General features: G+C 59.6%; 17 protein-coding genes. 10 read left to right on the forward strand and 7 right to left on the reverse strand.

Annotated elements, in window-relative coordinates; translation table 11 throughout:
- Positions 1-16: 16 nt before the first annotated feature.
- Both ABIC03_RS18530 and ABIC03_RS18535 read left to right on the forward strand, forming a co-directional pair.
- On the forward strand, positions 17-304 hold the full coding sequence (locus ABIC03_RS18530) for a PilZ domain-containing protein (protein WP_354059894.1): 288 nt from the start codon (positions 17-19) through the stop codon (positions 302-304).
- Positions 305-421: 117 nt separating this feature from the next.
- Positions 422-808 (forward strand): response regulator, encoded by a 387-nt coding sequence (locus ABIC03_RS18535; RefSeq protein ID WP_354060866.1) that lies wholly within the window; start codon positions 422-424, stop codon positions 806-808.
- A 640-nt stretch (positions 809-1,448) separates the two neighbouring features.
- Here the strand turns inward: ABIC03_RS18535 and ABIC03_RS18540 are convergent.
- Both ABIC03_RS18540 and ABIC03_RS18545 read right to left on the reverse strand, forming a co-directional pair.
- On the reverse strand, positions 1,449-1,832 hold the full coding sequence (locus ABIC03_RS18540) for a response regulator transcription factor (protein WP_354059896.1): 384 nt from the start codon (positions 1,830-1,832) through the stop codon (positions 1,449-1,451).
- A gap of 85 nt (positions 1,833-1,917) precedes the next feature.
- Positions 1,918-2,550, reverse strand: a complete 633-nt coding sequence (locus tag ABIC03_RS18545) for a response regulator transcription factor (protein ID WP_354059898.1) — start codon at positions 2,548-2,550, stop codon at positions 1,918-1,920.
- Between the two features lie 396 nt (positions 2,551-2,946).
- Between ABIC03_RS18545 and ABIC03_RS18550 the strand changes: the two genes are divergently transcribed.
- The 5 genes from ABIC03_RS18550 (at position 2,947) to ABIC03_RS18570 (ending at position 6,199) form a co-directional block, all read left to right on the forward strand.
- Positions 2,947-3,777 carry a glycosyltransferase family protein gene (locus tag ABIC03_RS18550; protein WP_354059900.1) on the forward strand — a complete coding sequence of 277 codons (831 nt, stop codon included), beginning with the start codon at positions 2,947-2,949 and terminating at the stop codon, positions 3,775-3,777.
- 138 nt (positions 3,778-3,915) lie between these two features.
- Positions 3,916-4,335, forward strand: coding sequence for a hypothetical protein (locus ABIC03_RS18555; RefSeq protein WP_354059902.1), 420 nt, complete (start codon positions 3,916-3,918; stop codon positions 4,333-4,335).
- 229 nt (positions 4,336-4,564) lie between these two features.
- Positions 4,565-4,849 carry a hypothetical protein gene (locus tag ABIC03_RS18560; protein ID WP_354059904.1) on the forward strand — a complete coding sequence of 95 codons (285 nt, stop codon included), beginning with the start codon at positions 4,565-4,567 and terminating at the stop codon, positions 4,847-4,849.
- 165 nt (positions 4,850-5,014) lie between these two features.
- Complete coding sequence (locus tag ABIC03_RS18565) at positions 5,015-5,245, forward strand: hypothetical protein (RefSeq protein WP_354059906.1); 231 nt, start codon at positions 5,015-5,017, stop codon at positions 5,243-5,245.
- 204 nt (positions 5,246-5,449) lie between these two features.
- On the forward strand, positions 5,450-6,199 hold the full coding sequence (locus ABIC03_RS18570; protein WP_354059908.1) for a tetratricopeptide repeat protein: 750 nt from the start codon (positions 5,450-5,452) through the stop codon (positions 6,197-6,199).
- 727 nt (positions 6,200-6,926) lie between these two features.
- On the opposite strand, the gene ABIC03_RS18575 is transcribed toward ABIC03_RS18570, so the two are convergent.
- From ABIC03_RS18575 to ABIC03_RS18590, 4 genes are all read right to left on the reverse strand, one after another.
- Positions 6,927-7,223, reverse strand: a complete 297-nt coding sequence (locus ABIC03_RS18575; protein ID WP_354059911.1) for a helix-turn-helix transcriptional regulator — start codon at positions 7,221-7,223, stop codon at positions 6,927-6,929.
- A 50-nt stretch (positions 7,224-7,273) separates the two neighbouring features.
- A complete protein-coding gene (locus ABIC03_RS18580; protein ID WP_354059913.1) occupies positions 7,274-9,697 on the reverse strand; it encodes a DUF3631 domain-containing protein in 2,424 nt (807 codons plus the stop codon).
- A gap of 63 nt (positions 9,698-9,760) precedes the next feature.
- On the reverse strand, positions 9,761-10,174 hold the full coding sequence (locus ABIC03_RS18585) for a hypothetical protein (protein WP_354059915.1): 414 nt from the start codon (positions 10,172-10,174) through the stop codon (positions 9,761-9,763).
- Positions 10,175-10,352: 178 nt separating this feature from the next.
- A complete protein-coding gene (locus ABIC03_RS18590; protein ID WP_354059917.1) occupies positions 10,353-11,018 on the reverse strand; it encodes a hypothetical protein in 666 nt (221 codons plus the stop codon).
- A gap of 725 nt (positions 11,019-11,743) precedes the next feature.
- Here ABIC03_RS18590 and ABIC03_RS18595 point away from each other — a divergent pair.
- Positions 11,744-11,989: a hypothetical protein gene (locus ABIC03_RS18595; RefSeq protein ID WP_354059919.1), complete on the forward strand. Its 246-nt coding sequence runs from the start codon at positions 11,744-11,746 to the stop codon at positions 11,987-11,989.
- Here the strand turns inward: ABIC03_RS18595 and ABIC03_RS18600 are convergent.
- On the reverse strand, positions 11,967-12,734 hold the full coding sequence (locus ABIC03_RS18600; protein WP_354059921.1) for a recombinase family protein: 768 nt from the start codon (positions 12,732-12,734) through the stop codon (positions 11,967-11,969). The two genes, ABIC03_RS18595 and ABIC03_RS18600, sit on opposite strands and share 23 nt — an antisense overlap.
- Before the next feature lie 445 nt (positions 12,735-13,179).
- Here ABIC03_RS18600 and ABIC03_RS18605 point away from each other — a divergent pair, with 445 nt between their 5' ends.
- Together ABIC03_RS18605 and ABIC03_RS18610 are read left to right on the forward strand one after the other, a co-directional pair.
- A complete protein-coding gene (locus tag ABIC03_RS18605) occupies positions 13,180-13,689 on the forward strand; it encodes a septal ring lytic transglycosylase RlpA family protein (protein WP_354059923.1) in 510 nt (169 codons plus the stop codon).
- A gap of 90 nt (positions 13,690-13,779) precedes the next feature.
- Entirely contained in the window at positions 13,780-14,157 is a 378-nt protein-coding gene (locus ABIC03_RS18610) for a hypothetical protein (protein ID WP_354059925.1), read from the forward strand.
- Positions 14,158-14,528 lie beyond the last annotated feature (371 nt).

Consider the following 14,528-nt stretch of genomic DNA (forward strand, 5'->3'; position numbering starts at 1 on the left):
CGGTTCGGTATCGAAGATGGCGAAGGAAACAGACAAAGACGGAAGGCGTGTCACGTTTGAGCGTGCCCTTCCTGCGCACATGATGGCCATCGATGGCACTTGGCGCCGTTCATGTACCATCAAGGATGTGTCCGAGACGAGCGCAACACTCCAAGTTGAAACTTCGATTGAAGGGTTGCCACTGGCGGAGTTCTTCTTGCTGCTTTCCTGCACTGGCCTTGCTTATCGTCGTTGTCAGCTTGACGGCGTCAACGGCGAGGAGATTTCGGTGAACTTCCTGCGGCAGAAGCAGAAGGGAAACTAGAAGCGGGCGCCTCGACGGGGCAAATGTAATTTTTTAGTCCCCTCCGGAACTTTCTTATTCTGTCCACTTTGTAACGTCCAGCACGGTTGCGAGCACGGGAGGGGGGAGTTCGTGGAATTGCCGACGGTACTTGTTGTCGAAGACGACGAAGCAGTTCAAGTCATGGTCGCAGACGTGTTGAACGAGGGCGGCTTCGAGCCAGCCACCGCGCGAACCGGCGAGGAAGCCGTCACTCTGCTGAAGGGTCGCCAGACCCGGTACAGCGCGCTCATCACCGACATCAATTTGCTGGGTCGATTTAATGGTTGGGACGTCGCGCGGGCGGCCCGTGCGGTCGATCCAAATTTCCCTGTGGTTTACATGACAGGTGTCGCTGCTGACGAGTGGCCGATGCTGGGTGTTCCGAACAGTGTCCTTCTTCGGAAGCCGTTTGCGCCCGCGCAGATCGTGACAGCCATTTCACAGCTATTGAATGTCGGCTCATCGTCCATATCCGGCAACTGAGTTGCCTGCCATTGTGTGGTGTAGCCGGGCGCTGTCGGCGCTCCTATCCGGTCGAACTTATCATTGGGTCAGTCCCGCTGTTGAAGCGTCGGCTTCATTGGTTGGGGCGCGGCGCGCTCCATTGCGCGACCGCGTGATGACTACGCGATGACATGATGTCGTTCCCTGTCCCGTCGGCTCGCGACTTTCTCAGCTGACCGGGCTTGCGGAGGTTCATTAGGAGTGAAACAATTCACCTTCATCTAAGCGTGCAGGGGGCGAACAGCCGTGCGCTATTACCCCGGTAAGGACGTCGAAGAGAGCCACCGCAGCACACTCGATGAGCATCCGCACGCAAAAAGAGCCGTGCAGGAGCAAATAAAACGCTCACGCGCACAGATCGCCGCATCTGAAGAACTTCTGCGCCGACCAGCAATCGGCGGATCCGGACCTGCTGAGATACCCACGGCAGCAGATTGCCGGGAATTCGCCGTTGCGTTCAGATGCAGGGCCGCTGAACCCGGCACACCCGAGCGAACAGTGAACGTGTTGAAGAATATATCTCGCAGTTTTACGGGCCTCGCGAGTCAGCTTGCGATACTGGAGACTGCAGACAAGGCAGACCGCAGGGCCTCAATTTAGGGCCTGTTCGCTGGCGGCGCTACTGCCCGCGCTCCAGCGGGCCGCGCGCCTGTTTGAGCGGTTCAATCAGCTCGTGCGCTGAGAACGGCTTCGTTAAAAATGCGACGCATCCAGATCGCAGTGCAGCCTCGCGGGTCGAAGAGCTCGCATTGCCCGTGATGAAAATGACGGGGACCGCAATGCCTTCGGCCTTGAGTTGATGCCGCAGGTCGATCCCTGATCTGCGGTTGTTAAGGTCGATGTCCAAGATGATGCAGAGTGCTTTGTCGATGTCCGCGTGCTGCTCCAGCTCTTCGGCAGACGAGAAGAGGATCGGCTCATAGTCATGCTGCCGGAGGAGCCGCTGGTTAGCCCTCAGCATTCCAAGATCGTCGTCAACGACTATGACCTGCCTACTTTGCACACCGCGACCACTTGACCGTTCTGGGGTGCATAAACGCTATCAGCTCTGCCGAGCCGTGGCGTTTACCTATGATAATCTTGCCAGCTTAGAGGGTGTGTTCGGTGGTTGGGGAAATAGCGCCGATCCTCTCGGCAACAGACACCAGCTCGGCTAACGAGCGAACCTGCATTTTTTCCATCACACCGTGACGGTGAGCTTTGATGGTGCGCTCGGTCGTTCCGAGCGTGTGTGCGATCTGCTTGTTAATATTGCCCCGAATGACAAGGTCGAAGACCTGTCGTTCGCGCGGCGTCAGTGTCCTGATGCGGGCGTGAATGACACCCAGTTTGGTCTGCTGTTCGCGAGAGGCTTGGTGATGCGCCAGCGCGCGTTCAATGGCCGGAAGCAGGTCGTCGGACGATACTGGCTTGGTGAAAAAGTCATCCGCACCCGCCTTGATCGCGCGCACCGTGGCCGGGATGTCGGGGTAGCCCGTAAGAAATATGATCGGCAACATCGAGCCGAGTTCGCTTAACTTCTTTTGCAGCGCGAGGCCGTCCAAGTCGGGGATTTGAACGTCGAGGAGGATGCAGCTCGGGATCGGGACGGTCGGTAAGCGATCCAGCAATGCCTGCGCTGAGGCATAGACAGCGACTTCATAACCGGCGTGCTTTAAATGACGCTCCATAGCCGTCCGAAAGGACGGGTCGTCGTCAACAATATGCACGAGCCCCGCCACCGCACCCCTTTTCGTTGCAAAGAGGATAGCGAACAATTGAAGGTGAGTAAGTGTCTTTCGGCGCTCTTTCAGAGCATGGCTGACCTGTCCTTGCGAGGCGATCTATGCATTTGTACCACGCCCCCCCGCCATGGCGGCCCTCCGACGACGGCGACCCTGCGCCATCGGTCTGCAGGTACTGTAAGGAAGAAGGAGCTGTGCCGGGACCGCGCGATCCTGCCTATCGATGGTATCTGGTCCGAGAAAATCGTGGTTGCAGTTACAGAAAGGCAAGGCCTTTGCTCAAGAATGCGCTGCGCCCCTAGGGCGAACATCAGCGCTACAAATTCTTAGCTCTTGCCGTTACTGCGCCTTCGCTCCATCATTGGCTAATTCGTTATCGGACAGGTGGTAGTCATGCCGGGCACGAGTGGTTGGCAGCTCCGCGACGGCGAAAAAATCATTGCTTGCAATAAAAGCCTACTGGGTCGTAGGCACTTTTTGATTGGCATTACCCGTATTCGCGATGAGGCGCTAATTCTCCAAGACGCCCTGGACTACGTCGGCAAGCACGTCGATGCCATCATCGCCTATGATGACGCGAGTACGGATCGCACGCTCGAAATCCTTAGCGGACACCCAAAGGTCGCACTGATTATTGCAAATCGGTCGTGGGAGGCGGACATTGAGGCACGCCGGATCGCCGAGGTGCGACATCGCGGTCTCCTGCTGCAGGTTGCGCGCGAACATTTTCAGTTCGAGTGGATGTTTTGCTTCGATCCGGACGAGCGGGTTACTGGAGATTTACGCGGGTTCATGGAACGAACGCATTCTACCGATTGCGACGGCGTACGAGTTCAACTTTTCGACGCCTATTTGACACCTGACGATCAGGCTCCCTATCAGGCCAATCAGGCGCTGTTGGATTTTCGTCGTTTCTTCGGCCCCGAACAGCGAGACATTCTAATGCTGTGGCGAAACCGGCTGGAAGTCATTTTCGCGAATGGGCGAGTGCCCAGCGGCGTAGAACGCGTGGAAACTGGTCTGCACTGCCAACACTATGGTAAGTCATTGTCGGTCGGACATTGGGAAGAAACCTGCGACTACTACATTCGACACTTTCCGTTCGATACCTATGGACGAAAATGGAGCGACCGCAAGGGTCGAGCAATCCACACCCAATCCGACTTCATGCGGCCGCTATACGAGTGGGGTGACACGCTATTTGCGGATGCGGTCAAGATTTGACACGACCCAAAATCGAGCGTGCAGCGCCAATGCGACCGCTTGGCTAGGAGGCTCAGGAGATGGTGCACTGCTATAGGCTCCACGGTCGCTATGCCGCGGAAGGCTGAAGTGAGCTGGCGACGCAATAGGAACGAACACATGATGGCTGATACCGCCGCCATGGACCACTCGCCCGTCGCCAAACCGGCCTCTCGACGGCAATCCGTCCAGCCCGCGACCGTCAGCGCATCCGCGCTGGCACAGCACCTCGATTGCAGCAGGACCTACATCGGCAAGCTCGAAGCCGAAGGCGTAATCCAGCGACAGAGTAACGGCTTCCCGCTCGATCAGAGCCGCGTTGCCTACCTGCGATACTTGCGGCGCGAGCGGCAGCAATCGCCGCGGGCGGAGGCGGACGCTGATCACGTCAAAGTCAAGACCGAGATGCTGCAACTGCGGCTCATGGAAGAGAAGCGCGAACTCGTGCGCCGAGAGGATGTCGATACGCTAATCGACGGGATTGCCGGTGCCACGTTGACCGCACTGTCGAGCTTGCCTACCCGGTGCGCGCCGTGGTGATCTAGCGATCCGGCGCAGCATCGAGCGGGTCGTCTTCGAGGTGCGCACCGAAATCGCCAATGTCTGCCAGTAGATGGCCGACAAAGCCGGTGAGCCGCCGCTTGATAAGCAGGACTGAGCGGCGCGTCCCCGCCGTTGTGCCCGGCACGCTATCCACCGCAATCTGTAGCGGCTTGCCGTTGCCGCGCCGCCCGGCGCATCCTCTCCCGAATGGGTGAAGGAGGCAGGAATGTTACGCTCAAAGAATTCTCTTTCGATTTTAGCTATTCTTTTCCTCGCTATGCTGTCGAGCGGCGAGGGTTTCGGACGCGTTGCCAAAGCGCAAACGGTTGCGAGCGATCTGGCTGCTCAAATCCGAAGCCAAGGCTTTGCTTGCGATGTAGCGCAGAAAGCAACGCGAGACACGAAGCTGTCAAAGCCGGATTACGATGTGTGGGTTCTAACGTGCAAGAATGCCACCTACAGAATAGGCCGATACCCCGATCTGTCCGCAAAGGTGGAAAAAATGAAATAGGACGATGCGCTCAGGATCGTCATGCGCGGGGCCGATAAAGAGGACAAGTCCACAGCATGACCGAGAGCAGCAGCCCAATCCGGCCATTGACGAAGATTAAGGTTGCGAAGGCGCAACTGGCAATGGCGCTTGACCTGTTCGTCCGCGACAAGGAGCGGCGGCGAAGTGGCGGAAAGGCTGGCGGAGACGCACGGCGAAGAGCCGTTTGCGATGCACATCCTCACAACGCAGCCACATATGGATCGTAAGGCAATCCGCCGAACGAGAAACCAGTGCTGGAATGCGTTTAAGCACTTTTTCGACCTCAAGAGCCTGCCCCGTGAGGACGAGGAATTGCTCGCTCAATTCAGCGACATCAACAACGACGTTGCGCTGTTCGTGGGCTGGTGGGATTAACGGTCCATTGAGAAATACCGCAAGGATCGCAACCTGCTCGCCGATCCCGCAACCGAAGTCTCTTAATCGTGGTCAAGGCGCAGTCGCCGGAACAGCGCGCCCCGCTCGTTGGGCCGGTCGCTCCACGCCAAGTCTGTGACCGCCACTTGATACGGGCGGCTATACAAGCCAAGCTCGCGGCAACGACGGGAGGGGCAACGGAAAATGAGCTTCAAGATTATCGCGACAATCGTTCTGGCGCTATGCGTTGCCGCGCCTGCGGTGGCCGAAGGTCCGAAGGACATTTGGGACGACGCCTTCGCCGCGATGAAGCGCGATGACTATCCAACGGCGGTGAGACTGTTCCGGTCATTGGCTGAACTGGGCTATCCCAGCGCCCAGTTTCAACTGGGTTTCCTTTATCGCCGTGGCGACGGCGTCCCGCAAGATTACGCCGAAGCTGCGAAGTGGCTTCAGCTCGCCGCCAATGGGGGCCATGCATGGGCGCAAAGCAATCTCGCATTCATGTATCGCGATGCAGAGGGAATGCCGCAGGATTTCATCAGGGCGCATATGTGGTGGAATTTGGCCTCCGCCGGGGCATCAGCAAAAGATCGCGGCATGTATGTCGAATACCGTGATGAGCTCGCCAAAAAGATGACGTCAGCGCAGATCGCCGAAGCACAGAAACTCGCGCGCGACGGAAGGCGGCGAAGTAGCTTTCTCATTGACGGCGTGGCAGCAAGAGATGCGGGATTGGGGACGATGAAATCCGAAACTTGGCTTGCAGTTTACGCAGCAGTTGTGGCTACCGCCGCGTTTGGGCTGAATTTTAGGGCTTGGTTCGAGAAACTGGTCCGGCTGAACCTATCATTGATGCCTGATGCCATTTTGATTGGGGGCCATGGCGCGGATGATGACAAGAACCTGATGGCCATAACGGTGATCAATCGCGCGGCCAGACCACCACTTTGACAAATCTTGTTGTGTTGCGGTTCGCCAACGCATGGAAGAGATGGCGAATTCGGCCTTCCGCGAGTTTCATGATCGCCAACCCGCAAGTCGGCGGCACAGGCGCGCTCCCTTGTGAACTCGATCCGGGCAAAAAATGGACGGGCATCATTCGCAAACGCCCGGACGTCATTCCCGATGTGCAAGATGGGACCTATTGTGCCGGAGTTTACGGCTCGAACCAAGACCGGCCTCATCTAATCAGAATTTCCTAAGCCACGCTCAAAGTTACCGCCAAACAGACGGCGCGCTCGTAAGTCCTCGATCAGCGAGGCGGGCTGGATACCCGCGCGAGCAAACACCTAAGCCCTGCGCGACGGATCGATGTCGTCGCCGTCGCGGTTGGATCGGGTGGAGCCAGCCGAGGAGCAACCGCTCCGCCCTGACGCGCCGTCGAACAGCCGCTGCCCTTCGGCGCGGTCTGTGATTGGAGTGCGCGAGGACGGTCAAGGACTGTCCGCGCAGCGCATCCGTCACCCGCTCAGTTGGCACGGAGCCGGGGCGGATGCGCATCTCGCTCATCGTCCGCCGACGATGTTGTAACCATGCTTCGGTGAAGTCGGACGGCAGGTCCGCGCGCGGTCCGTGACCAGCCGCACCTGCAAGATCGCAACCGGCGAGCAGTCGTCGCGATGCTCGACCGGCAGTACCGCGGCCTGGCTTTCAACCCAATCCTCAGCGCGTATTCGAATCAACCCCCAACAGCAACAATCCGGCGCGTGCGCCGGCCCTTGCCCCGCGCCCGACGCGGATTGAATTCATCGACCGAATTCTGCCACTTGACGATTTCGTCTTCGTACCAGACGCGGCGGTTCGGGCTGATGTAAGTGCACTTCGGAAACCGGCCTGCCTTCTCCATGCGGTAAAGCGTGGTGCGGCTCACGGGGATGATCTCGAGCACCTGTGTCTCGGTGAGCATGCGGCGCGCAGCGGTGATGTGCACCACTTCGGTGTCGGCTCCCGCGAGTGCTGCTTTTTTTCCGGTCATCGTGTACTTCCACTATCTCGGCGGGCCGGTAGAACTGGTCCGCGTCTTCATTACTTGGCCGCGTACTCCAGGGGGGCGCAAACGACCTGCATCACGCGCTCGGACTCGATCTCGATGAACTCGGGGAAAACACCGTGGTCCGAGAGAATCGCGCGCAGTTCGGCATCCAGTGCCGCCTGCCGGACCGTGCCGGTCGCCAGCCGCTCTTCCTCGACTTTGCCCAGATACCACTCGGCAAGCTCGCGGATGAAGCGAACGCTCAGGCCCTTCTCGGAACCTTCCACCGCAAGCCTCGTCGGCCTCTCTGTGCCGCCCGGAAAAGGCGTCACATCCGTCACATCCGTCACAGCGTCTGTAGCCTGAGCATTGTGATGTGACGGATGATCCTTGCTGGTGACGCTGCAATCGTCACAAGCGTCACCGGCTGCCCCCTGAACAGCCTCGCTTGTGACGCTTGTGACGGTTGTGACGCCTTCTCGGGGACTGAGAGAGACGGGAGGGGGCAAATAGCGCCGCCACGCATCTTCCAGATCGGCGAGGAGGTAGCCCTTGCACTGGTTCGCCCCATGCGGCCGGAGCTTGTCGGACTTGATGCCGTAGCCATGCAGCCGGCTCGCCAGGGAATGGTCGTTGAAGGGCTCCTTGAGGTGGCTCCACGGGGCTGCCTCAAGCGCGTGCAGCGCCTCCAGAATTGCCTTGGTTGGAAGCCCTTGCGGGACGGTCGTCTGGACCGCCGCGTCGGCGGCGCCGAAAATCGTCCGCAAATCAGACAGCAGGCGGATGTTCAGGCTCTGTGGTGCATCGGTGGTCGCGGCGGCAACCAGCGCGACGGCAGCTTTGCGCGCCAGTTCAGGCCACTTGCCACCCGCCAAGTCTGCGACCGCCAGCAGCGGCTCCCACACGTCTGCGGTGCGGTCCTCGATGCCTGAGGGCATTTCCGGTCGCGCTGCCTCGGCGTGGTCTGCCTTGGCTGCCGCCCAGTCTTCGAGCCGGAGGAACAGATTCCTCCCGATGGGGGAATGGGTGCGGTGACGGAAAGCCTCGACGTGCTCGTTGGGCGCGCGCCGCCGCATGCGGATGACCACGCTGCGCGTCATGATCGAGTCCGGCAGCCAGCCCAGCCCTGCCAGCGCGACGGCAGCGAAGCTCTGCACGTCCTCCGTCTCGACGCGCTTGCCGTAGATGATGCAACGACCGAAGGTGGCGCCGCGGCGGTGGCCGCTGTTGAGGAACGACCGAACGTCCTCATGCTCCCTTGCCTTGGGGCCAAAGATAGCGTCGATCTCGTCGAACAGAATCGTCGGCGGTCCTTCTTCGCCCCCGCACTTCCGATACAAATAGGCAGGCGAAACGTTCGTGGCGTGAACCGGCCTCGGCACCAGCGGCTCGCTCACCTCCAAGGCGCGAGTCTTGCCCGACCCCGGTTCCGGCGAAAGGAATGCAAGCCGTGCGGTGCTCTCCCATGCGCTCATCAGGTGCGTGTGTGCGACCCAAAGAGTGTGCGCAACGGCCGCATGCACGGAAGGGTAGCTGACAAACCGGCACAGAAAGGCACGCACGTCATCAAGGAGCGTGGCGCCGGATTCGGCGGGTTTAGCGGCAACGGCGTGGGGCGGGGGCTTGGCGGCCTCAGTCTTCCGCTTCACGGCTCCGTCAACGAGGCGTGGAATGTCGGAGACACGCTCCTGCCAGCGTTCGTCGTGCGGGGCGGTGGACTGCTCCATCAGCCCCCGCAGGCAATTCACGACGGCGCCCGGCTCCATTCCCGCATAGATCATCTTGCAGGAGAGATCGCGCAAATTGTCGTGGAGAGAATGCCCGGCAAGAATGTCGCGCTGCAGCACTTCCCAATCGGTGTTTGTGGGCTTGAGTTCGTGGCCGTTGCGGGGCTTGCGGGACGTCGCTAGCCGGTAGCCGTGCGCCTCGACGAGCACGTGCGCGATTTCGTCCAGCAGGGCTTCCGTTTCTGCCTGATCGATTGCAGGCAAAACGTCGCGCGGGGTGTCGTGCAGTGCGGCGCCGAACCAGGAGTAGGGCTTGCTGGTGCCTTCATGGATGCCGTGGACGATTACCTGCCTGCCGTCGGCCAGCATCTCAACCTTCTGCTTCGTGTCGCCGTTCGGAGCAGCAAACTTGCGCTCGGTATGTTTGAACGGCGTTTCCGTCTTGAAGAAGATCGCACGGCGAGGGGAACGACCGAAGCGAACGCAGATCGCGCCCCGCTCCTCGAACCGTTCGCGGACGACCGCTTCGACGGCATTGGCCGCATCTGCATCCTCGATGTCGATGTCGAGGCAGGGGACGGTCGCGCACAAAATGCCGGTATTGGTGTTCGGGTAGAGTCCGGACCACATCTCGATGTCGCCGGCTGACGTCCGACCGCGCTTAGTCCAGTGCGGCAACACGGGCACCTTGCCAGCCGTCGGGATGGGCTGGTAGCCTTGCGCGAGCAGCTTGAGGCGGATTTCGGTCATTGTCGTTGCAACGCAAAAAGAGAGAAGCCTCGACTGCCATCGAGGCTTCCCAGTGATTTTGGACTAGAACGGGATGTCGTTGGAGTCGGGCCCCGTCGGTCCCGGCTCCGGCGCCTTGAGCACCCTCACGCGAAGGGCGGGCTTTCCGTTGAAGATGAGGGTCGGATCGGTGTAGACGCCGACGACCGCCCCCACCCAGGCCGGCGGATCGCCCAGTTCCGCCTTCAGCGTGCGCCGGTTGGTCTTGTTCAGCTGCAGCATCTCGGAGGTGTCCGAGAAGTGCAGCACCGGCTTGATCTCCGAGCTGCCATCTTCATTGATGAACCTCTGCTTCTTGACCTTGGAAATGGCCAGGCGGAGCTTGCGGCTGCCGACAGCAGTGGAGGTCAGATACTTGCTCGCGAGAGATTTCGCCAAATCCTCCGCCGTGAAGTCTTCGTCTTCCTCTTTGGCCATGATGGCCTCCTTGAGCGCCATTACGGTATCGATCGCCGTGCCGCGCCCTGAGCGCAGCGACCGGTAACGCTGCAGGAAACGTCGGCCAGTATCAGCCGGTGTCGCCTTCGCGTGAGCGCCACGATGTTGAGGGAGGTGCGCGATTCATAGCGACAAGTCGCGACAGTCGCGACTTTGTCGCCACTTTGTGCGTCGGGGCTTAATCCGGCCGCAAAGACCTCAATGCCCGTTGGATAGTTTTGACGCTAATCTGGTCTTTGTAACGCCGCTGGAATTCCTGGAGAATCGCGTCGTTACGCTTTTTCGCTCGCCCCTTGTAACCATCCGGCCAAAGATGCTCGCAGATCTCCAGCACCTTCAGTTGAAGGTCCGGCACGTCGCCCGGTGAGGCCGGCGAACGCATCCCTCGACCAACGACATCGCGACCGCGAGGCGGCGCCGCTGCTGCCACAGCCTTGTCGACCGATTGGCGATCTAAGAAAAGGGTGACCTTTCCACTTTTTGCGGTGGCGACACCCGCTTCGAAGACACCCAGCGCTTCGATCGCAGCAGGATGAGCCGCGTTCAGGGCCGCAACTTCCTCCAGCTGCTGATCTGACAGGACACTCAAGTTGGTTCCCATCGAAGCCCAGTTGGCTCGATCTACTTGCAGGTTGCTCTTCCTCTGAGCGTCCCAGAACAATGCGACCAGTGATCCTTCAGCGAGCCTGTCGCGGAGCCACGCGCTCGCACGCAGCTGACCGCTTCGCAGGCTTTCCGGGCTGCCACCATCTTGAATACCCTGACCAATTGTTCTGCGAACGAGATCGAGGGCGTCGGAGATGGAGATCATCCCCTCGGGGATTGAATCCTTAGTGAACGACATGGCTCTTCCGCAACGAGCATGACCGAACCTTGTGACGCGGCAGGCCGGTGCGGTCTCGGCTTTTCGGGTGGCCTACCCTATCCGCGCGAAGACGATCTTAGCGTTAGCGCGAGCCGTGCGCCACTTCGCGCCATGTCGCCTGATACGATACACGGAGAGTTGGGGCGCGTAGTTAAGCACGCGACTGATGCGACGATTGGAACTTTGCCGCTGGCAAATGTACGCCGACGTGGCTGCGGCTAGGCAAAAGGTATTGTAATATAGCTGCGCTATGGAGTCTCGATGGAGCGACATCTGATGCTGCACAATTACCTCGAGGCACGACATCCGAGATCAGTTGGCAAGTCTTCTTGGCTGCGATCTAGCTAGATCAGACTAGCGTCGACGGCTGGAGGTCGCCTCAACGACAGAGATTGAGGATGGTCTAGAGGTGATCCATCCAGAGAGGTTGCTGCAGATGTTGCCGAAGGATGACGCGGAATCGTTGCGAGCGAGACTGATTGCGCTACGACGGTTCGACGTCGTTTCCGAACATGAAACACGGATGTCTAACGCCGGGCAGCTTCTCACAGCGCCGAAACAGTAAGTTGTTCCGAAGCGGATTGTGGAATAAAAAGAGTCACGTACCAAGGCGATGAGAGGGGTTCGTGAGTAGACCAATTGGAAGCGCGAACAAGGAACGGCCCTTCGCCGACGCGCTCCGGATCGCGCTTAGGAGCCGCCCGTTGGCGCTGCGGAGGGTCGCGGACCAGCTGCTGGACAAGGCGGAGCAGGGCAATCTCGCCTACATTCACGAATTGATCGACCGCTTGGATGGCAAGCCAGCCCAGATTATTGACCGGCAGGACGTTCCGCTTGAACAGCTCAGCGATGAGGAGCTCTATCGCATTGCGGCTGGTGGACGGCCGAGGGAAGAGCACCAGTTGCTGCTAAGCTCGCCTGCGAAGGTCAAGTCGGACGACCGGGAATAGGGTGCTGCTCAAGACGATTCAGCAATCTGATCACTTGGGTCGCCTGCCAGATGCCGCCCCGCGCCGTGAGGATCTTCCGGTCGTTCAGGATCGCAGAGATACGCTTGGCCGGAAGACCGAGAAGAGGTGCGATGATCGAGCGAAACTGCTCGGCCTTCACCTCAGCTTCCTCCTGGCGCGCTCTCCCGATTTCAGAATTGCCGAGCTTTCGACCGCGCGCCTTGGCGGCTGCGAGGGCTTCCCTGGTGCGCTGAGCAATGCGCTCGCGCTCTTTCTCAGCTACCGCAGCGTGGATATGGAGCATGAACGGGTCCACGTCAGGCCCGAGCTCGGTAACGATGAATGGAATCCGCTGCACCATAAGGCCGCTGATGAAGTGAACGTCACGGCTCAGTCTGTCCAGCTTGGCGATGATAATCGGTGCCGCGCCTGACTTGCCACCTCGGCCAAGCTTGCGGGCAAGCTTCATAGCGGCTGCGAGCTCGGGCCTACGCTCCAATGCATCAGCGCCTTTGCCGGTCTCGACCTCGCGGTACTCGGCTTCGATGCTGTAGCCATGCTGCGCGCAGAACAACCTTATTGCAGCCTGCTGCGCTTCGAGGCCGAGGCCGCTGCGACCCTGTTTAGGTTTGGATACGCGAATGTAGGAAACTGCCGGTCGCATAGAAGATTTATCCTCCAAAGAATTACGCGTGATCGCACGTTCATGTGTAAACGTCAGTGAATCTATCTGATCGATACGCAATTCGGAATCCACTTTCTTCGGAAATGCAATTCGTCGTGCAATGACTCACGGCTCATCGCCGGGCGCGATGGCTCTTTTTGCAAGCGGGTGGGGGCTGCAAGATCAGACCTGCCCAAGTTTCTGACCAAAGGGGTGGGGGAGGGAAAAAGTTTTGGGGAAAGCATGCTTGTGTGAATAGAGCCTCCGCCGAAACCGATTGCTCGAATTTGAATAGATCGTGCGGCGCAGGTCCCATCAGTTGATCGTCCATCTCGGGCTCTTCTCTCCGAGGCGCTGGTCCGCCTAGCAGACCATTTTGCCCCATTTCCGGCACCTTTGCCGATCAACAGAGTTAGAAGCTGCCTATGGGCTTGGCGTTTGACCTCCTGCTCCGTAGGACCTCCGATTGGACTTAGCGGTGAGGCGACACTGTCGCAGCGCCTCTTTCACACCCGAGGGATCCAGCATGAAACGCATGGTCGTGACCGGCATGTTCCTCCTCTCGCTCTCTTCCGTGGCCGAGGCGCATCGTCTCTCCGGGAGCGCCACTTATTACGGCGGGAGTGACCGCCTGTGCGGTCGCCGAACGGCCTCCGGGGGCGTGCTCAACTGCGCTGCAATGACCGCCGCCCACAGGACGCTGCCCTTCGGCACGGTCCTGATGGTCCAGAGCGGCGGCCGGTCGATCCAAGTCACGGTGACCGATCGGGGTCCATTCACCGGGGCGTTCCTTGATCTGTCACCTGGGGCCGCTAGTGCGCTCGGCTGTCGCTGCACTCATCGCAACGTGACCGCGACCATTGTGCAAATGGGATCCGGCGGGACTTTGGTCGCGAGCCGCAACCGTCAACGTCCCGTCGCTGCGGCAGCCATGCCAGTATTCTTCCAACCGACCGAGGATGTCATGCGTCCGTTGGGAACGTTCGGATCGTCAATGGCAATGGCTCCTGCGCCGCGTCATCACCGTCGCCACTAGTACAGGAGGCAGCCCGTGGCATTGCGGCGAGTTGCCATATGCTCGACGGCAGAGCCATAGTCAACAAATCGCATATCGAGGAGCCCCGTGATGCGGTTGTCCAGTTTGGCTATTGTCGCGCTTATCGTGGGTGCCTCCAACCCAACTTATGTTTCTATCGCGATGGCAGCTCCAGAATGTTCAAGATCGATGGAGCTGGCGGATTGGGGAGAGAATTCGACCGGTGACATCAACGTTGCGTCTGGGGAAAGTTGCACTTTCCCGATCACGTTGCGCGGCGCAACGACTAGCTCGGAAATCTCGCAAAAGCCAGCACACGGCAAGCTCAAGAAGGTCAGCGTTGCGATTTACGAATACAAGACAAAGGCCCGATACAAGGGAAGTGACACCTTTGCCATCAAGGCAACGGGTAAGGGGCCGAAGACTTCTGGCACATCGGTGATCACGGTCCACGCGACGATTAAGTAGCGGGTCGAACAGTTGAGCGACGCCTACGAGGCCGCACCAGTCTCGCGGCTGTTGATGGCGTCCGACCTGGGGCCGTCCGCGATTGCGAAGACGTTGAAGATCGGCCGAACATCAGTTTATCGCGCACTTGCAGAGTGAGCCGCTCTCACGTGCGATCCGCAAAGCTTCTATCCGGTACGCGAGGCGCTTGCGGCGCCTCCAGAGCTTCACGCGTCCAGCAACAAGATCAGGTCGAGCAGTTTTCCGGTCGAGGCGGGAAGGGGAGAGAAAGAAGCTTGCTGTCTGTTCGGTCTGTATTGCTGTCCATTGCGTGGCTCGGGAGCATCATCAAGCTGCGAAAACCAAACCCGAGCGGCCCTCGTCACAATTCA

Source organism: Bradyrhizobium sp. RT6a, assembly GCF_040547675.1.
Taxonomy (GTDB): domain Bacteria; phylum Pseudomonadota; class Alphaproteobacteria; order Rhizobiales; family Xanthobacteraceae; genus Bradyrhizobium.